General features: G+C 62.9%; 19 protein-coding genes and 1 other RNA gene. 14 read left to right on the forward strand and 6 right to left on the reverse strand.

The genetic code is table 11. The annotated features are described in order from the left end of the window. Window positions 1-124 precede the first annotated feature (124 nt). The gene (locus L3N39_RS16935; RefSeq protein WP_284691952.1) at window positions 125-529 is read right to left on the reverse strand and encodes a pilin; all 405 of its coding nucleotides are present in this window, start codon (window positions 527-529) and stop codon (window positions 125-127) included. A gap of 318 nt (window positions 530-847) precedes the next feature. Here L3N39_RS16935 and pilB point away from each other — a divergent pair, with 318 nt between their 5' ends. The 5 genes from pilB (at window position 848) to yacG (ending at window position 5,543) form a co-directional block, all read left to right on the forward strand. After that, entirely contained in the window at window positions 848-2,554 is a 1,707-nt protein-coding gene (pilB, locus tag L3N39_RS16945) for a type IV-A pilus assembly ATPase PilB (protein WP_237258594.1), read from the forward strand. 2 nt (window positions 2,555-2,556) lie between these two features. After that, window positions 2,557-3,777, forward strand: coding sequence for a type II secretion system F family protein (locus L3N39_RS16950; RefSeq protein WP_237258595.1), 1,221 nt, complete (start codon window positions 2,557-2,559; stop codon window positions 3,775-3,777). Next, on the forward strand, window positions 3,777-4,646 hold the full coding sequence (locus tag L3N39_RS16955; protein ID WP_237258596.1) for a prepilin peptidase: 870 nt from the start codon (window positions 3,777-3,779) through the stop codon (window positions 4,644-4,646). Before L3N39_RS16950 ends, L3N39_RS16955 begins: the two co-directional genes overlap by 1 nt. 85 nt (window positions 4,647-4,731) lie before the next feature. Then, window positions 4,732-5,349, forward strand: a complete 618-nt coding sequence (coaE, locus tag L3N39_RS16960) for a dephospho-CoA kinase (protein WP_431978041.1) — start codon at window positions 4,732-4,734, stop codon at window positions 5,347-5,349. Beyond that, a complete protein-coding gene (gene yacG, locus L3N39_RS16965; protein WP_237258598.1) occupies window positions 5,346-5,543 on the forward strand; it encodes a DNA gyrase inhibitor YacG in 198 nt (65 codons plus the stop codon). The genes coaE and yacG overlap by 4 nt, the downstream gene beginning before the upstream one ends. Window positions 5,544-5,555: 12 nt before the next feature. On the opposite strand, the gene L3N39_RS16970 is transcribed toward yacG, so the two are convergent. Next, complete coding sequence (locus L3N39_RS16970; RefSeq protein ID WP_237258599.1) at window positions 5,556-6,266, reverse strand: energy-coupling factor ABC transporter permease; 711 nt, start codon at window positions 6,264-6,266, stop codon at window positions 5,556-5,558. Between the two features lie 357 nt (window positions 6,267-6,623). Here L3N39_RS16970 and rplM point away from each other — a divergent pair, with 357 nt between their 5' ends. From rplM to L3N39_RS17005, 7 genes are all read left to right on the forward strand, one after another. Next, on the forward strand, window positions 6,624-7,052 hold the full coding sequence (gene rplM / locus L3N39_RS16975; RefSeq protein WP_237258601.1) for a 50S ribosomal protein L13: 429 nt from the start codon (window positions 6,624-6,626) through the stop codon (window positions 7,050-7,052). A gap of 14 nt (window positions 7,053-7,066) precedes the next feature. After that, window positions 7,067-7,459, forward strand: coding sequence for a 30S ribosomal protein S9 (rpsI, locus tag L3N39_RS16980; protein ID WP_237258602.1), 393 nt, complete (start codon window positions 7,067-7,069; stop codon window positions 7,457-7,459). Window positions 7,460-7,713: 254 nt separating this feature from the next. Next, window positions 7,714-8,307: a ubiquinol-cytochrome c reductase iron-sulfur subunit gene (petA, locus tag L3N39_RS16985; protein ID WP_237258603.1), complete on the forward strand. Its 594-nt coding sequence runs from the start codon at window positions 7,714-7,716 to the stop codon at window positions 8,305-8,307. Beyond that, window positions 8,307-9,518, forward strand: coding sequence for a cytochrome b (locus tag L3N39_RS16990; protein ID WP_237258604.1), 1,212 nt, complete (start codon window positions 8,307-8,309; stop codon window positions 9,516-9,518). The genes petA and L3N39_RS16990 overlap by 1 nt, the downstream gene beginning before the upstream one ends. After that, on the forward strand, window positions 9,518-10,327 hold the full coding sequence (locus L3N39_RS16995) for a cytochrome c1 (RefSeq protein ID WP_237258605.1): 810 nt from the start codon (window positions 9,518-9,520) through the stop codon (window positions 10,325-10,327). Before L3N39_RS16990 ends, L3N39_RS16995 begins: the two co-directional genes overlap by 1 nt. Before the next feature lie 86 nt (window positions 10,328-10,413). Next, window positions 10,414-11,031 (forward strand): glutathione S-transferase N-terminal domain-containing protein, encoded by a 618-nt coding sequence (locus L3N39_RS17000; protein WP_237258606.1) that lies wholly within the window; start codon window positions 10,414-10,416, stop codon window positions 11,029-11,031. A gap of 13 nt (window positions 11,032-11,044) precedes the next feature. Continuing rightward, window positions 11,045-11,452, forward strand: coding sequence for a ClpXP protease specificity-enhancing factor (locus L3N39_RS17005; protein WP_237258607.1), 408 nt, complete (start codon window positions 11,045-11,047; stop codon window positions 11,450-11,452). A 46-nt stretch (window positions 11,453-11,498) separates the two neighbouring features. Here the strand turns inward: L3N39_RS17005 and L3N39_RS17010 are convergent, their stop codons facing one another. The 4 genes from L3N39_RS17010 to L3N39_RS17025 all read right to left on the reverse strand — a co-directional run bounded on the left by L3N39_RS17010 (window position 11,499) and on the right by L3N39_RS17025 (window position 14,920). Next, on the reverse strand, window positions 11,499-12,077 hold the full coding sequence (locus L3N39_RS17010; protein ID WP_237258608.1) for a BON domain-containing protein: 579 nt from the start codon (window positions 12,075-12,077) through the stop codon (window positions 11,499-11,501). After that, window positions 12,074-12,667, reverse strand: a complete 594-nt coding sequence (locus tag L3N39_RS17015) for a phosphoheptose isomerase (RefSeq protein WP_237258609.1) — start codon at window positions 12,665-12,667, stop codon at window positions 12,074-12,076. Before L3N39_RS17015 ends, L3N39_RS17010 begins: the two co-directional genes overlap by 4 nt. Window positions 12,668-12,740: 73 nt before the next feature. Beyond that, on the reverse strand, window positions 12,741-13,103 hold the full coding sequence (locus tag L3N39_RS17020; RefSeq protein WP_237258610.1) for a YraN family protein: 363 nt from the start codon (window positions 13,101-13,103) through the stop codon (window positions 12,741-12,743). Continuing rightward, window positions 13,100-14,920: a penicillin-binding protein activator gene (locus L3N39_RS17025; RefSeq protein ID WP_237258611.1), complete on the reverse strand. Its 1,821-nt coding sequence runs from the start codon at window positions 14,918-14,920 to the stop codon at window positions 13,100-13,102. Before L3N39_RS17025 ends, L3N39_RS17020 begins: the two co-directional genes overlap by 4 nt. A 187-nt stretch (window positions 14,921-15,107) precedes the next feature. Between L3N39_RS17025 and rsmI the strand changes: the two genes are divergently transcribed. Then, on the forward strand, window positions 15,108-15,971 hold the full coding sequence (rsmI, locus tag L3N39_RS17030) for a 16S rRNA (cytidine(1402)-2'-O)-methyltransferase (protein ID WP_237258612.1): 864 nt from the start codon (window positions 15,108-15,110) through the stop codon (window positions 15,969-15,971). Window positions 15,972-16,027: 56 nt separating this feature from the next. Beyond that, an RNA gene (gene rnpB / locus L3N39_RS17035) (RNase P RNA component class A) lies at window positions 16,028-16,385 on the forward strand. Window positions 16,386-16,531 lie beyond the last annotated feature (146 nt).

The raw sequence follows: 16,531 nt of genomic DNA on the forward strand, positions 1-16,531 counted from the left end.
GCCGTGAGTGATCTGGTGACTTTCGCCTGCTTTGGAATCAAAAGACAAAACCCCGCAGCGAGGGCGGGGTTTTGTTTGACTGCTAAGGCGTAGCTTTAGCTACGTTATTCCTTGCCGCTTATGATTAGCGGCACTCAGCCGGAACCAGGGTGGCGTCGGAGCCTACGCAGGCCCAGCCTACCGGGGCGTCAGCAACGAGAGTCGGAGTCAGGGTCAGGACTACGCTGCGAGCGGTGGGGTCCATGGTTACTTCAATTTCGCCGGAAGCGTCATCGCAGGTGATGGTGGCGACATGGCCCTGGGCAGTGAGGTTGGCGCCCGAGCACAGCGTAGTGGAAGTCGTGTCGTTGGCGTAGTTTTCCGCTACCAGCGTTTTCAGGCCGGAAGCCAGGCTCAGACCTTCGGTAACGCGGGCGCGAACGGTGTAATCCTGGTAAGCCGGCAGCGCTACTGCGGCCAGAATGCCAATGATCGCCACGACGATCATCAGTTCGATCAGAGTAAAACCCTTCTGCATCTGAGCTTTCATTTATATCTCCTTGAGTGGTTAGGCGTTTGCCTGCGGATGACATAGCAGAGGCCATGCCAGGTTTGTGTTTGGGTGAGATCGCGCGTGTGGGGTGTGATGTGGTGCAAAGTTCCGGTGCGGTCCGCTCTGCATAAAGTGCTCAGTGCTGAAGTTCGAAGGTGGCTGCGGTGTAGACGAGGGGTGGCTGATCGAGAGGAGGGTAACTTCCACACACGTGCATGCGGCAATAAGTGACCTGTTTCGTCACTTGGTGTCGTCCATGTTTGCTCCGCAGGGCAACTGCGCTATAAGGCGCCCATCGATTGATGCGAGGTCGCCATGAGCGAGCATGTTCCCCTTTCCGGACTGGCCAGGCAGATGGTGATGGCCGGCCTGCTGGATGAGAAGACAGCGCAGCAAGCGCAGACGCAGGCGCTGCGCAACAAGACACCCCTGGTCACTTATGTGGTGGAGAACCGCCTGGCAGGCGGGCGGGTCGTGGCCGAGCTGGCATCCGATCAGTTCGGCGTCGCATTGCTCGATCTCTCGGCGCTGGACAGGGCCTCGCTGCCCGCCGACCTGCTGGCCGAAAAACTGGCGCGGCAACACCGCGCCCTGGCCTTGGCCAAGCGTGGCAACAAGCTGTTCGTCGCGCTTTCCGATCCGGGCAACCATCAGGCGATCACCGACATCCAGTTCAGCACGGGGCTCAGTGTCGAGTCGGTACTGGTCGAGGATGACAAGCTCGGCAAGTGGATCGAGCAGGTCTACGAATCCACCGCCTCGGGGTTGGGTGATCTTGGCGATATCGATCTTGACGGGGTCGATGTGGAGGCTGGCGGCGACGACCAGGGCGCTGCCGGGGAATCGGGCGAGGCCGCCGACGATGCGCCGGTGGTGCGTTTCGTCAACAAGATGCTGCTCGATGCCATCAAGGGGGGCTCTTCGGACCTGCACTTCGAACCCTATGAAAAGGCCTACCGGGTTCGCTTTCGTACCGATGGCATTTTGCATGAGGTGGCGCGGCCGCCGATCCAGTTGGCGCCACGCCTGTCGGCGCGCCTCAAGGTCATGGCTGGACTGGATATTTCCGAGCGGCGCAAGCCGCAGGACGGCCGCATCAAGATGAAGCTGTCCAAGACCAAGGCCATCGATTTTCGCGTCAATACACTGCCGACGCTCTGGGGCGAGAAGATCGTGATGCGGATCCTCGATCCGACCAGTGCGCAGATGGGCATTGATGCGCTGGGTTACGAGCCCGAGCAGAAGGAGCTGTATCTTGCTGCGTTGAGCCAGCCGCAGGGCATGATCCTGGTAACCGGGCCGACCGGCTCGGGCAAGACCGTATCGCTCTACACCGGCCTCAACATCCTCAATACCGTGGATGTGAACATCTCCACGGCCGAGGATCCGGTCGAGATCAATCTCGAGGGTATCAACCAGGTCAACGTCAACCCGCGCCAGGGCATGGACTTCGCGCAGGCCCTGCGCGCCTTCCTGCGCCAGGATCCGGACGTGATCATGGTCGGCGAGATCCGCGATCTTGAAACGGCTGAGATCGCCATCAAGGCCGCACAGACCGGCCATATGGTGATGTCGACCCTGCACACCAACAGCGCTGCGGAAACCCTGACACGCCTGCGCAACATGGGCGTCCCGGCGTTCAATATCGCGACGTCGGTCAACCTGATCATCGCCCAGCGACTGGCGCGGAAGCTTTGCCCGAGCTGCAAGAAGGCCGTCGATATCCCGCGCGAGGCCCTGCTGCGCGAAGGCTTCCCGGAGCAGGCGATCGGGACGTTCAAGATCTACGGGCCGGTGGGTTGCGATAACTGCAAGGGCGGCTACAAGGGCCGCGTCGGTATTTATGAAGTGGTTAAAAACACGCCGGCATTGCAGCGCATTATCATGGAAGACGGCAACTCCCTGGATATCTCCAAGCAGATGCGCAAGGACGGCTTCAACGACCTGCGCACCTCGGCCCTGTTCAAGGCCATGCAAGGCGTGACCAGCCTCGAAGAAGTCAACCGGGTCACCAAGGATTAACGATGGCGCAGCAGAAAGCGATCCGTACCAGTGTCTTTACCTGGGAAGGAACCGATAGAAAGGGCTCCAAGGTCAAGGGTGAGCTCAGTGGTGCGAGCCCTGCGCTGGTCAAGGCCCAACTGCGCAAGCAGGGCATCAATCCGCTGAAGGTGCGCAAGAAGTCGGTATCGCTGTTCGGTAGCGGCAAGAAGATCAAACCCATGGACATCGCGCTGTTCACTCGGCAGATGGCGACCATGATGAAGGCCGGCGTGCCCTTGCTGCAGGCGTTCGACATCATCGGCGAGGGCTTCGACAATCCGAACATGCGCAAGCTGGTGGATGACCTGAAGCAGGAGGTGGCTGCCGGTAACAGCTTTGCGGCGGCGTTGCGCAAGAAGCCGCAATACTTCGATGATCTTTATTGCAACCTTGTCGACTCCGGCGAGCAGTCGGGTGCTCTGGAGACCCTGCTGGATCGCGTCGCGACCTACAAGGAAAAGACCGAGGCGTTGAAGGCTAAGATCAAGAAGGCGATGAACTATCCCATTGCGGTCATATTGGTCGCAGTGATCGTCTCGGCCATTCTACTGATCAAGGTTGTGCCGCAATTTCAGGAAGTATTCGCTAACTTCGGCGCCGAGTTGCCGGGGTTCACGCTCATGGTGATCGGTCTTTCGGAGCTTTTGCAGGAGTGGTGGCTGCTCGTGCTGTTAGCTTTTGCTGCGGCTGCCTATGTTCTGGGCGCGATGCACAAGCGTTCGGAGAAATTCCGTAACTGGGTCGACCGCTCCGTGCTGAAGCTACCGATCGTTGGCGACATCATTTACAAGTCCTCCGTGGCGCGCTTTGCGCGCACGCTCTCGACAACCTTCGCGGCAGGCGTCCCGCTGGTCGATGCGCTCGATTCAGTCGCTGGTGCCACGGGCAACGTGGTGTTTCGCACTGCGACGATAAAAGTCAAGAGCGACGTTTCGAGCGGCATGCAGCTCAACTTCTCCATGCGTACCACCGGTGCCTTTCCGACCATGGCGGTGCAGATGACCGCCATTGGCGAGGAGTCCGGCTCGCTCGACGAGATGCTGGCGAAGGTCGCAACCTTCTATGAGGACGAGGTCGACAACATGGTCGACGGCCTGACCAGCCTCATGGAGCCGATGATCATGGCTGTGCTCGGGGTGCTGGTGGGTGGCCTGATCATTGCCATGTACCTGCCGATCTTCCAGCTGGGTTCCGTAGTCTGATGCCGATTTCCGATTACCTGGCCAGCCATGCGCTGGCCTTTGTTTTGTCCGCGGCCCTGCTGGGTTTGCTGGTGGGCAGTTTCCTGAACGTGCTCATCTACCGCCTGCCGTTGATGATGCAGCGCGAATGGCGGCAGCAGGCTCGCGAATACCTGGCGCTCACCCCGGAGGCGGAGGGCGCGCGCTTCAATCTGCTGCTGCCGGCCTCGGCGTGCCCGCATTGCGGGCATCGCATTCGGGCCTGGGAAAATATCCCGTTGCTCAGCTGGTTGCTGCTGCGCGGCAGGTGCTCGGGCTGTGGCAGTGCCATCAGCGTTCGCTACCCGCTCGTCGAGCTCGGCTGCGCGCTGCTGTCCGCCTTCACGGCCTGGCAGTTCGGCTTTGGCTTGCAGGCCGGTGCGATGCTGCTGCTGGTGTGGGGGTTGCTGGCCATGAGCTTGATCGATGCCGATCATCAGCTCCTGCCGGACTCGCTGGTGCTGCCGCTGTTGTGGCTTGGGCTGATCTGCAACTCGTTCACGCTCTTCGTTCCGCTTGAAAGCGCGCTGTGGGGCGCGATTTTCGGCTATCTCAGCCTTTGGGCAGTGTATTGGCTGTTCAAGATCGTCACCGGCAAGGAAGGCATGGGGTACGGCGATTTCAAGCTGCTCGCCATGATCGGTGCCTGGGGGGGCTGGCAGGTGCTGCCGCTGACCATCCTGCTGTCGTCGCTGGTTGGCGCGATCCTGGGCAGTATTCTGTTGCGTCTGCGTGATGCGGACTCCGGTACGCCGATTCCGTTCGGCCCCTACCTGGCGATTGCCGGCTGGATTGCGCTGATCTGGGGCGAGCAGATCACCGCGGGGTACCTGCAACTGGTTCGCTTCTGAAGTCCGGCGCGCTCCTCCGGCGGCAGCTGTGCTTGCTTGTGTGCTGCATAAGGGGTACTACTGCGCGCCGACTGACTGCTGGAGCATGCGTGCGGTGAAACCCTGGATTCTCGGTCTGACCGGTGGGATCGGCAGCGGCAAGAGTGCCGCTGCGCAGCGATTCGCCGAGTTGGGCATACAACTTGTCGATGCCGACCAGGCAGCACGTTGGGTTGTCGAGCCGGGCCGGCCGGCGCTTTTGCGCATCGTCGAGCGCTACGGGGCCGACATCCTGCAGCCTGGAGGCGAACTCGATCGGGCTGCGCTGCGCGCGCGGATCTTCGAGTCCCCCGAGGAGCGCAAATGGCTCGAAGCCCTGCTGCATCCGCTGATCCGCCGGGAAATCTGGGGCTTTCTCGAGAGCGCCAATTCGCCCTATGCGATTCTGGTCTCGCCGCTGCTGGTCGAGTCGGGTCAGTACCGGCAGGTTGATCGGGTGCTGGTGGTCGATGTGCCCCAGGCGCTGCAGTTGCAGCGGGCTATCGCTCGCGACGGTGTGCCCGCGGCGCAGGTGCAAGCAATCCTGGCCGCCCAGATGCAGCGCGACGAGCGCCTGCGTCATGCCGATGACGTGCTGGCCAACGATCGCGATCTCGCCTGGCTGAATGGGCAGGTGGAGCGGCTGCATGAATTCTATCTGGGTCTGCGAGGGGGCAAGGCATGAGTGCAAAGACCGTCGCCTGTCCCACCTGTGGTCGTCCGGTGAAGTGGGAGGCGCAAAGTCGCCATCGCCCCTTCTGTTCCGAGCGCTGCAAGCTCATCGATCTAGGCGCCTGGGCGGCCGAGGACCATGTGATTCCCGGCGATCCGGTCGACGATGAGCTGTTCTCGGATGATCTGCCGCCGAGGTTGCACTAGGCTGGCCAGCTGTCAGTCGTCAGGTGGCCTGGGGCCGGCATCGTGCTCGTCGTTGCGCCAAGGTGCCTGCAGGTAGCGGGTGCGGTTGAATGTTTCCAGCCACTCGGGACAAAACACCACCAGCGCGGTGATGGCCGTGCCGTTGATGAATGCTTCGGGAAACATGACCAGCCATATGTAGCCGGCAAAATCGTCGAGCCATGGCGGCATCGGGTAGCGACCATCGAAGAGCAATACCCCGAGCGAGGCCAGGATACAGGCCAGTGCAGCCAGGGCGGCGGGGAAGAAGCCCGAGCAGAAGATGTAGACGAAGAGATTGCGCGGCTGCGTGCGCTCGACCAGCATCGCGCAAGACTCGGTAACCAGCACCGGGATGAGCACGAGCAATACGCCGTTGGTGCCCAGCGCCAGGAACTGTTGGTGGCCGGTAAGCACCAGTCCAAGCTGGGCAGTGAATGCAGCCAGGATTGCCAGCGGCCAGTCGAGCAGCAGCGTCGCTGCCGTCAAGCCGATGAAGTGGAACGACAAGCCCGAGTCGAAATCGCGGCGTACCAGCCAAAGCAGGAAGATCGCGAGCATGGTGCCGAAGACCAGATGCTGCCGGCGGGTATCGCTGAACAGTTCGATCCAGGGTGCGCGCAGGGCAGCCCAGAGCAGGGCGGCCAGATAAAGCATCCAGCCGAGCATGAGGGTGGCGGGGGCGAGCAGGTGGGCGGCGATCAACTGGCGAGTCTCCGAGGCGGGCGGGCGATGGCGGTGCCCATTCGTCCCTTGCGAGGCGAGGATTGTTCCGGGTCGCAAGCCGTGTCGGCATGGTCGACGGGCTGTGCTCAAGGTGCAAAAGCAGGTTGCTATTTTGCCTGCAATCCGGATAATTCGCCGGCCTGTCGGTGGGGGATGCCTAGCCTGCCGGCGACAAGGTAGGGGATGCCTAGCCTACCGATACCACTGCCGTGGCGGACGCGCTGACCCGAGCCCCCGATAGCGTCTGGTTCCGGCTGCCCCTGGACTTGCCAGGGCGAGCACCATTCAGTAATATCCGCCGTCTTATTTTCAGGGCGGCCCCTGAGGCTATAACGAATGAAGACTTTCACTGCTAAACCGGAAACCGTCAAGCGCGACTGGTTTGTCGTCGACGCTGCCGGCCAGACCCTGGGTCGTCTGGCAACCGAAATCGCCAGCCGCCTGCGTGGCAAGCACAAGCCCGAGTACACCCCGCACGTCGATACTGGTGACTACATCATCGTCATCAACGCCGAGCAGGTGCGTGTCACCGGCGCCAAGACCTCCGACAAGATGTACTACTCCCATTCCGGTTTCCCGGGTGGCATCAAGTCGATCAACTTCGAGAAGCTGATCGCCAAGGCGCCCGAGCGCGTGATCGAGACCGCAGTCAAGGGTATGCTGCCGAAGAACCCGCTGGGTCGCGACATGTACCGTAAGCTGAAGGTGTACAAGGGTGCAGCCCATCCGCACACCGCTCAGCAGCCCCAAGAACTGAAGATTTAACGGAATAGTTCATTATGTCGGCGACTCAAAACTACGGCACTGGCCGTCGCAAGACTGCAACCGCGCGCGTCTTCCTGCGTCCGGGTACTGGCAAGATTTCCATCAACAATCGCGACCTGGATAATTTCTTCGGTCGCGAAACCGCTCGCATGGTGGTTCGTCAGCCGCTCGAGCTGACCGATACCGCAGCCAAGTTCGACGTCTACGTCACCGTTCTGGGTGGTGGCGTCAGCGGCCAGGCCGGCGCCATTCGCCATGGCATCACCCGTGCCCTGATCGAATATGACGAGGCACTGCGTAGTCCGCTGCGCAAGGCTGGCTACGTGACTCGCGATGCGCGCGAAGTCGAGCGTAAGAAGGTCGGTCTGCGCAAGGCGCGCAAGCGTCCGCAGTACTCCAAGCGCTAACGGCTGCTTGCAGAAGAACGCCCAGCTCCGAAAGGAACTGGGCGTTTTTTTTTGGTCGCCAAGGAAGTTCCTGCGACAGCGTGTCGCGTGCTGGAAGCCCCGAGATTGCTGGCTTCTGGTCTGTTTTGTCACAGGCCATTACCTTGTCATCCCGAGGGGTTTTCTTTACCATTTGGCGAATTTTTCGCGGCTCAAATTTACGTAGTACATGCCTGCGTCCAGCAGGTGATAAGAAGCTGATGGGAGACGACTGAATGAGCAATGACGGCGTGAATGCTGGCCGGCGTCGCTTCCTTGTGGCCGCCACTTCGGTGGTTGGTGCTGCAGGAGCGGTGGGTGCCGCGGTCCCGTTCGTGGGATCGTGGTTCCCGAGTGCTAAGGCCAAGGCAGCCGGTGCACCGGTGAAGGTGAATGTCGGCAAGATCGAGCCTGGCCAGCAGATGGTGGCCGAGTGGCGTGGTCAGCCGGTGTTTATCGTGCGCCGCACGGACGAGGTCCTCCAGAACCTTGAAAAGGTGGCTTCCCAGGTTGCAGACCCCGAGTCCGCCGCGTCGGTGCAGCCGGAGTACGTCGACCCCAAGGTGCGCTCCATCAAGCCGGAGCTGCTGGTGGTGATCGGCCTTTGCACCCACCTGGGCTGTGCGCCTTCCTTCCGTCCCGAGGTTGCGGCTCCTGACCTGGGCGCGGACTGGCTGGGCGGCTATTTCTGCCCGTGCCATGGCTCGAAATACGACATGGCGGGCCGCGTCTACAAGGCGCAGCCTGCTCCCCTGAACCTGCCCGTGCCCCCGCACTCGTACGAGACCGATAATGTGATCATCATCGGCGTGGACCAGGAGAAAGCCTGATGAGCAAGTTCATGGAATGGGTCGATGCCCGCTTCCCCGCGACGAAGATGTGGGAAGACCATCTGGCCAAGTACTACGCGCCGAAAAATTTCAACGTCCTGTATTTCTTCGGCTCCCTGGCCCTGCTGGTGCTGGTCAACCAGATCCTGACCGGTATCTGGCTGACCATGAGCTTCGAGCCGAGCGCCGAGGGTGCGTTCGCCTCCGTCGAATACATCATGCGTGACGTGGAATATGGCTGGATTATCCGCTATCTCCACTCCACCGGTGCATCGGCGTTCTTCGTTGTCGTCTACCTGCACATGTTCCGCGGCCTGCTGTACGGCTCCTACCAGAAGCCGCGCGAGCTGGTCTGGATCTTCGGCATGATGATCTACCTCGCGCTGATGGCCGAGGCCTTCATGGGCTACCTGCTGCCGTGGGGCCAGATGTCCTACTGGGGCGCACAGGTGATCATCTCGCTGTTCGGTGCCATTCCGGTCATCGGCGACGACCTGACCCAGTGGATCCGCGGTGACTACCTGATTTCCGGGATCACCCTGAACCGCTTCTTCGCCCTGCACGTGATCGCCCTGCCGATCGTCATTCTGGGCCTGGTGGTGCTGCACATCCTAGCGCTGCACGAGGTGGGTTCCAACAACCCGCTCGGCGTGGACATCAAGAAGACCAAGGACGAGAACGGCATTCCGCTCGACGGCATTCCATTCCATCCGTACTACACCGTAAAGGACATTGTCGGTGTGGTGGTGTTCCTCTTCGTCTTCTGCGCCATCGTGTTCTTCTTCCCTGAGATGGGTGGTTACTTCCTCGAGAAGCCGAACTTCGAAGTGGCGAATGCATTCAAGACACCTGCCCACATCGCGCCGGTCTGGTACTTCACGCCGTTCTACGCGATCTTGCGTGCCGTTCCGGACAAGCTCCTGGGCGTCATCGCCATGGGTGCGGCGATCGCGGTGCTGTTCGTGCTGCCCTGGCTCGACCGCAGTCCGGTCAAGTCGATGAAATACAAGGGCTGGATGAGCAAGATCGCGCTGCTGGCGTTCTGCATCTCCTTCATCATTCTCGGCGTGCTTGGCGTATTGTCTCCGACCCCTGAGCGCACTCTGCTGGCTCGGATCTGTACGTTCATCTACTTCGCGTACTTCATCCTGATGCCGTTCTATACCAAGCTCGAGAAGACCAAAGTAGTTCCGCAAAGGGTGGCTGGCTGATGAAAAAGCAATTTGCTGCATTGATTCTTGCGCTGGTGCCGGCCTTCGCCTTTGCTGCAGGCACCGAGGCTCACCTGGACAAGGTCGATATCGACCTGACCGACAAGGCCGCCATGCAGGATGGTCTGCGTACGTTCAGCAACTACTGCATGGGTTGCCATAGCGCGCAGTACCAGCGTTACGAGCGCGTTGCCAAGGATCTTGGCATTCCCGAAGAAGTGATGATGGAAAACGTCGTCTTCTCCGATGCCAAGATCGGCGACCACATGAAGATCGGCATGAAGCCCGAGGACGCCAAGGGCTGGTTCGGTGCTGCACCGCCCGACCTGACCCTAGTGGCGCGCGTACGTGGCAACGACTGGCTGTATACCTACATGCGCAGCTTCTACGAGGATCCGGCACGTCCCTACGGCGTGAACAACGTGGTGTTCCCCAACGTGGGCATGCCGCACGTCCTGGCTCCGCTGCAAGGGCGCCAGGTGCTGCCGGCCAATCTGCCGGAAGGCGAGAGCGTCGCGTGCAAGCAGGTTCAGGTCGCCGAAGGCGGCCGCAAGCAGTTCGATCCGCTCACCGGGACGCCGATCACTCACGAGGACTGCAGCCAGCTGACGGTCGTTGCGGGTACCGGCACGCTGAGCCAGGCCGAGTATGACGAGAAGATCAAGAACCTGGTGACCTTCCTCGCGTATTCCGCCAATCCGGTGAAACTCGAAAGCCAGCGTATCGGGACCTACGTCCTGCTGTTCCTGGCGGTGTTCTTCGTGTTCGCCTACCTGCTCAAGCGAGAGTACTGGAAAGACGTTCACTGATCGCCGGCTTGATTCCAGCGGTACCCAGCGCGCGCCCTCTCGGGCGCGCGTGTTTTTTTGTCCATCCATAACGGGAGAGACAGGTGATGGCTGCTGCCAATCGGTTGATCTGCTATTCCGACCCGGCCGATCACTATTCCCATCGCGTTCGCTACGTGCTGGCGGAAAAAGGCATTGCGGTCGATGTCGTCGACGTGCAGCCGGCCAGCTGCCCGGTTCAGCTGGCGGAAATCAATCCCTACTCGAGCGTTCCGACCTTCGTCGATCGCGACCTGGTGCTCTACGAGCCGACGGTCATCCTCGAGTACTTGGAAGAACGCTATCCGCATCCTCCGTTGCTTCCGGCCTATCCAGTGGCGCGAGCCAACGCACGCCTGCTGATGCATCGCATCCAGCGCGACTGGGTGGCGCTCGCCGACCGTATCCTGGATGCACGTGTGTCGCAGGGCGCGCGCGGTGATGCACGCAAGGAGCTGCGCGAGAGCCTGACCGGGGTGTCGCCGGTGTTCGCCGAGAAGGCGTTCTTCATGAGTGATGAGCTGACCCTGCTCGACTGCTGTCTGTTGCCCTTGCTCTGGCGTTTGCCCAAACTGCAGATCGAATTGCCGAGGCAGGCCAGGCCGCTGCAGGACTACATGGAGCAGGGCTTCGCCCGTCCGGCGTTCCGGACGAGTCTTTCCGATGTCGAGCGCGAGATGCGCTAAGCGAGGCAGCCAGATGAATTCAAGTCGCCCCTACTTGGTGCGAGCGCTACATCAGTGGATCGTCGACAACGATTGCACCCCCCACCTGCTGGTCGATGCCGACATGCCGGGCGTACAGGTACCCGCCGGCTTCGCCAAGGATGGCCAGATCGTATTGAACGTGTCGCCAAGCGCGGTCCGCCAGTTGCAGATGGATAACGACGCCTTGCGTTTCGAAGGGCGCTTCGGTGGTGTTCCGCACGCGCTGGTCGTGCCTTTCGCGGCTGTCATGGCCATCTATGCCCGGGAGAACGGGCAGGGCATGGTCTTCGAGATCGAGCCGACGTCGCCGGATGATGACGAAGGCGGTACGCCAAGTCGGCCCGAGGCGCCGGACGGTGCCAAGCCGGCCGGGCGGCCGAGCCTCAAGGTGGTCAAGTAGCGGGTCGCTGGCGATGCCCGACGGCGTCGCCAGCCGCATCGAGCTGTCAGTCGATGTATTCGAACAGCTTCACGATCCGCTGTACCCCGGCGACGCTCTGGACCAGGGCCGTGGCGCGGTTGCCTTCCTGGCGCGTCACCAGGCCCAGCAGGTAGACGATACCGTTCTCGGTGATGACCTTGATTCGCGAGCCCGGCACGCTGTTGTCGGCCAGCATCTGGGTCTTGATCTTGGTGGTCAGCCAGGTGTCGTGGCTGCGTGCCAGTGCCGAGGAGGGCTGCAGGACCTGGAGCTCGTTGTGCACGCGCTTGACGCGCTGCACGGAGCTGGCGGCTTGCTCGGCCTTCTGCTTGAGCTCGTTGCGCGGCGTCTGGCCGGCCAGCAGTACCACGCCGTTGTAGCTCGCCACCACGACATGCGAGTTCTGGTCGAGATCCGGGTGGGCCTTGGCGATATTGACCGCCGCCTTGGTCTCGATCAGCGAGTCGTCGATGGTGCTGCCGATGGTGCGGGTGCCGCGATTGTCGGCAATTGGGTCATCGCGCGTGGCGGTCAGTACCGAGCTGCAGCCAGCGAGAGCCAGGCACAGGGCCGAGGCCAGGGTGCGAAGCGCAAGAGGGGTCATTCCTCACTCCCGAACAGTTGGTTGTCGATCAGGTCGCAAAGGCAGTGGATCGCCAGCAGGTGTACTTCCTGGATGCGTGCGGTGACCTTTGCCGGCACGCGGATCTCGACATCCTCGGGCAGCAGCAGCGAAGCCATGCCACCGCCGTCGCGGCCGGTCAGCGCCACCACGGTCATCTCGCGGTCATGCGCGGCCTGGATCGCCTGGATCACGTTGGCCGAGTTACCGCTGGTGGAGATCGCCAGCAGCACGTCGCCCGGTTGGCCCAGGGCGCGGATCTGCTTGGAGAAGACTTCGTTGTAGCTGTAGTCGTTGGCAATCGAGGTCAGGGTCGAGCTGTCGGTGGTCAGTGCGATCGCCGGCAGGCTGGGGCGCTCGCGCTCGAAGCGATTCAGCAGCTCGGAGGAGAAGTGCTGCGCATCGCCGGCGGAACCGCCATTGCCGCAGGTGAGAATCTTGCCCTCGCTGAGCAGGGCATTGACCATCACCTGGCCGGCCTGCTCGATGGTCGGCGCCAGGACCGCCATGGCCTGTTGCTTGGTCTCGATGCTGGCTTGGAAGAGCTGGAGGATTCGGGTTTGCATATCCATCGGGGTACCTTGGGTGCTGGCAATCGAGGCGCGCCCACTGAGAAGTGGGCGCCGCGAGAGGGATTCGTCCGCCTCAGCTGTCGAAAGCGTTGCGGATCCAGGTCAGGGGTGCACGCTGGGCCGTGGAGCCGATGGCGATCACGTCGAAGCGGCAAGGGTGGCGGGCCCAGCGGCTTTCCTTCTGCAGGAAGTGCTCGGCTGCGCGAACCAGTTTCTGCTGCTTTCTCGCGTCGACACTCTCCACCGCGCCACCCCAGGCGGCATGTCGCCTGTAGCGGACCTCGACGAATACTACTGTATCGCCGTCGAGCATGACCAGATCGAGCTCGCCGCTGCGGCACAGCCAGTTCCGGGCGAGCAGGCGCAGGCCGGCCTGCTGCAGGTGTTCGAGGGCCTGTAGCTCGGCGGAGCGTCCGCTGCTCCGGGTGTCGGTCATGGGTGGGGCTGGTCAGGCAGGCGTTCGATCTGGCCGTCGCGGAAGCGCGCCCAGGGCAGGGCGCGCTGGATGCGCTGTTCGGCGCCGAGCGACAGGTAGCCGGATACGCCTTCCAGACGCGTGTCCGGGATCGCCACCAGCTGCCCCAGGCGCGGCGCCAGCAGGTAGGCATCGGCGCCCATGGCATACAGGCGACCCAGGCTGCCTGCGGCCTGCGGCCATTGCTGTTCGAGCTGGCGGCGTAGCGGCAGCTCGGGGTCGAGCAGCCAGGGGGTCTCGGCGAACTGTACGCCATCGAGGTCCAGGTACTGGGTGCGATTCTGCGTGGCCGAATGGACGTGGGAGGTGGCGTAGACGGGCAGGTCGCCGGCGTACTGGAAGATCAAGGTCGGACGCACCTGTTGTGCCTGCTGCGGGGTGGCGGCAAGGAAGATGAAGTCGACATCCTGGCGCCGCGACGGCTCGGCTGCGACCGCCTCGTTCGTCGTGCCCTGCAGGCGCTGCGCGCGCGATTCGCTTGCCCGCAGCTGCAGCAGGTCGGCGATCTGGTTGGCCAGCTGCACCGGCTCGGCAAGGGCTTCGGCGGCGACCACCGTGCCGCCGAGCTGCTGCCACTGCTTGTTGAACGCGTCGAGCACGCGGTTGCCCCATTCGCCGCGCGGCGCCAGGGCGATGGCGCGCCGATGGCCGTCGGCCCAGGCGCGCTGTGCTGCGTCCCGCGCCTCGTCTTCGGCAGCCAGGCCGAACTGGAACAGCTGTGCCGGCGGCTGCTGGCCGGCGTCGCCATAGTTGAGCGCCAGGGTGGTGATCGGCAGGCTGCTGCGGCCGGACAACTGGCGGACCAGTTCCTTTTCCAGCGGCCCGACGACCAGCTGCGTGCCCTTGGCCTCGGCCTGCTGGTAGAAGTTGTCGAGCGACTGCAGTGAAGTGCTGTCGTAGAGGTCGATGTTCAGCTCGGGCTGCCCGGCTTGGCGAGCCTGCAGGTGCGCGGCAAGGAAGCCGTCGCGCAGGGCCTGGGCGACATTCGCCAGCGAGCCCTGCATCGGCAGCAGCAGAGCGATGCGGCTGAGCGGCTGGTCGGCCAGTTCGCGCAGCCTGGCGAGCGGGCTGGGCAGGCTGCGCGCGGCCGGATGCTGGGCGTGTCTGGCGGTCCAGTCGTCGATCGCCTGCTGTTGGCCGCTGACGGTGCCGGCTGCTTTCACTGCCGCAGCCAGCGACAGCCAGCCGGCCAGGTCCTGATCGGTCTCGCGGGCGTTCTGCAGCTGCTCCTGGGGCATGTTGGAGACCAGCGCCCAGATTTTCTCATGGTTCTCTTCCTGGGCGGCCCCGCTGAGCAGCGGGGCGATAAATACGCGCTCGCGAGCGGCGGCCAACGACTGGCCTTCGCCTTCCAGAGCCTGGGCCCGGGCGCTCTGGCTACGGATCTGCTGTTCGACCGGCAGCTCGCCGAGGCGGGCAAACGAAGGGTGGTTGAGTGCCTGCAGCGCCTTGCCCGAGTCGCCCGCCGCCAGTGCCAATTCGGCAAGCAGCGTGCTGGCGAAGACCTGCTGGGCCGGCGTCAGCGATTGCAGCGGGACCTGCTCGAGAATGCTCCTGGCTTGCGCCGGATTGCCTTGTTGCAGGCTCTGGTCGGCGGCCGCCAGGCGCAGCGCAGCGGCTTCTTCGGCTTCGCTCCGGCGAGCTTGCTCCAGCAGTTGCTGGGTGGAGGTCTGGGGCGTGCGCGGCAGTTCGCCGAGCGATGGCGACTGCGAGCCGGCGCAAGCGGCGAGAAGGATTGCCAGGCTTATGGGAAGAATCGAGCGAAAGCGGGCCAGCATGTGGTCGTTCCTGAGACGGTGGCGGTTTCAGCCGAGGTGGGCAGGCTGGGCGGCGAGCGCGCCGAACCTGGCATAAACGGCGTCCATGACGCGGGCAGCGACCGATTGTACCCAAGCTCCGCGGCAGCGGCGACGAAGCAGGAGGCGATCGGGCTACAATGCCGTTTTTTGTGATCGAGGTAAGGCTGTGACTGTCAGCGAGGTGGCAAATTCCTCCGCCGGAACGCTCTACGTGGTGGCCACGCCGATCGGCAACCTGGAGGACATCAGTGCCCGTGCGCTGCGCGTCCTTCGCGAGGTCGCCCTGATCGCGGCCGAGGATACCCGGCATTCGGCGCGGCTGATGGCGCACTTCGGCATCGGTACGCCGCTGGCTGCCTGCCATGAGCACAATGAGCGCGACCAGGGTGGGCGCTTCCTCGACCTGTTGCGTGACGGCAAGGATGTCGCGCTGATCTCCGATGCCGGTACGCCGCTGATCTCCGATCCTGGCTTCCATCTGGTGCGCGCCGCGCGGGCGGCCGGCATTCGCGTGGTGCCGGTGCCTGGCGCCTGCGCGCTGGTGGCGGCGCTGTCGGCGGCCGGGCTGCCGTCGGATCGCTTCATCTTCGAAGGCTTCCTGCCGGCCAAGAATGCCGCCCGCCGGGCGCGGCTGGAGGCGCTGCGCGAGGAATCGCGCACGCTGATCTTCTATGAGGCCCCGCATCGCGTGCTCGAGTGCCTGGCTGACCTGGGCGATATTTTCGGCGCGCAGCGCCCGGCGCTGCTGGCGCGTGAGCTGACCAAGACGTTCGAGACGCTGAAGGGCTTGCCCCTTGGTGAGCTGCATGCCTGGGTGGCGGCCGACACCAACCAGCAGCGCGGCGAATGCGTGCTGGTGGTGGGTGGATGGGAGGCTCCGGCAGGCGACGACGCAGTGGATGGCGAGGTGCTGCGCATCCTCGACCTGCTGCTCGGCGAATTGCCGGTCAAGCGCGCCGCCGCCCTCGCGGCGCAGATCACCGGGATGCGCAAGAACCTGCTCTACCAGCTCGCGCTGGAGCGCAAGTGAGCAAGCGCAACGGCGTGCTTGCGACACCCTGGCGCGACGGGTACTCTGCGCGGCGGAGAGTCGATCAGACAGTCGCTGTTCCGTTTGTTTCGGCAGGCGGGAGGGAGGAAAGTCCGGGCTCCATAGGGCGAAGTGCCAGGTAACGCCTGGGAGGCGCGAGCCTACGGAAAGTGCCACAGAAAACAACCGCCTAAGCGCTTCGGCGCCGGTAAGGGTGAAAAGGTGCGGTAAGAGCGCACCGCACGGCTGGCAACAGTCCGTGGCTAGGTAAACCCCACTTGGAGCAAGACCAAATAGGGACCCATTGGCGTGGCCCGCGCTGGGTCCGGGTAGGTTGCTAGAGGCAGTCAGCGATGGCTGTCGTAGAGGAATGGCTGTCCTCGACAGAACCCGGCTTACAGATCGACTCTCCGCTTCTTTTCTTTCAGCGCAGCCCGCGCTAATGCCCAAAAGATCTTGCTCTTAACAAAGCACTTTAAGTTTGCGGTGCAAGTTTCTTGTCGCTTTCGGTTTCCCCCATCCCTTCTTCGTCAGTTTTCCGTTGTTTCCTCGTGATCGTC

It is taken from the genome of Pseudomonas oligotrophica, from assembly GCF_021726475.1.
GTDB classification, from domain to species: Bacteria; Pseudomonadota; Gammaproteobacteria; order Pseudomonadales; family Pseudomonadaceae; genus Stutzerimonas; species Stutzerimonas oligotrophica.

Coding starts and splice junctions, on each gene's coding strand:
- yacG (WP_237258598.1), top strand. CDS start 5,346: ATGAGTGCAAAGACCGTCGCCTGTCCCACCTGTGGTCGTCCGGTGAAG.
- L3N39_RS16955 (WP_237258596.1), top strand. CDS start 3,777: ATGCCGATTTCCGATTACCTGGCCAGCCATGCGCTGGCCTTTGTTTTG.
- L3N39_RS16990 (WP_237258604.1), top strand. CDS start 8,307: ATGAGCAAGTTCATGGAATGGGTCGATGCCCGCTTCCCCGCGACGAAG.
- pilB (WP_237258594.1), top strand. CDS start 848: ATGAGCGAGCATGTTCCCCTTTCCGGACTGGCCAGGCAGATGGTGATG.
- L3N39_RS16995 (WP_237258605.1), top strand. CDS start 9,518: ATGAAAAAGCAATTTGCTGCATTGATTCTTGCGCTGGTGCCGGCCTTC.
- rpsI (WP_237258602.1), top strand. CDS start 7,067: ATGTCGGCGACTCAAAACTACGGCACTGGCCGTCGCAAGACTGCAACC.
- L3N39_RS17000 (WP_237258606.1), top strand. CDS start 10,414: ATGGCTGCTGCCAATCGGTTGATCTGCTATTCCGACCCGGCCGATCAC.
- L3N39_RS17015 (WP_237258609.1), bottom strand. CDS start 12,667: ATGGATATGCAAACCCGAATCCTCCAGCTCTTCCAAGCCAGCATCGAG.
- petA (WP_237258603.1), top strand. CDS start 7,714: ATGAGCAATGACGGCGTGAATGCTGGCCGGCGTCGCTTCCTTGTGGCC.
- L3N39_RS17020 (WP_237258610.1), bottom strand. CDS start 13,103: ATGACCGACACCCGGAGCAGCGGACGCTCCGCCGAGCTACAGGCCCTC.
- L3N39_RS16950 (WP_237258595.1), top strand. CDS start 2,557: ATGGCGCAGCAGAAAGCGATCCGTACCAGTGTCTTTACCTGGGAAGGA.
- L3N39_RS17005 (WP_237258607.1), top strand. CDS start 11,045: ATGAATTCAAGTCGCCCCTACTTGGTGCGAGCGCTACATCAGTGGATC.
- L3N39_RS17010 (WP_237258608.1), bottom strand. CDS start 12,077: ATGACCCCTCTTGCGCTTCGCACCCTGGCCTCGGCCCTGTGCCTGGCT.
- rplM (WP_237258601.1), top strand. CDS start 6,624: ATGAAGACTTTCACTGCTAAACCGGAAACCGTCAAGCGCGACTGGTTT.
- L3N39_RS17025 (WP_237258611.1), bottom strand. CDS start 14,920: ATGCTGGCCCGCTTTCGCTCGATTCTTCCCATAAGCCTGGCAATCCTT.
- coaE (WP_431978041.1), top strand. CDS start 4,732: ATGCGTGCGGTGAAACCCTGGATTCTCGGTCTGACCGGTGGGATCGGC.
- L3N39_RS16935 (WP_284691952.1), bottom strand. CDS start 529: ATGAAAGCTCAGATGCAGAAGGGTTTTACTCTGATCGAACTGATGATC.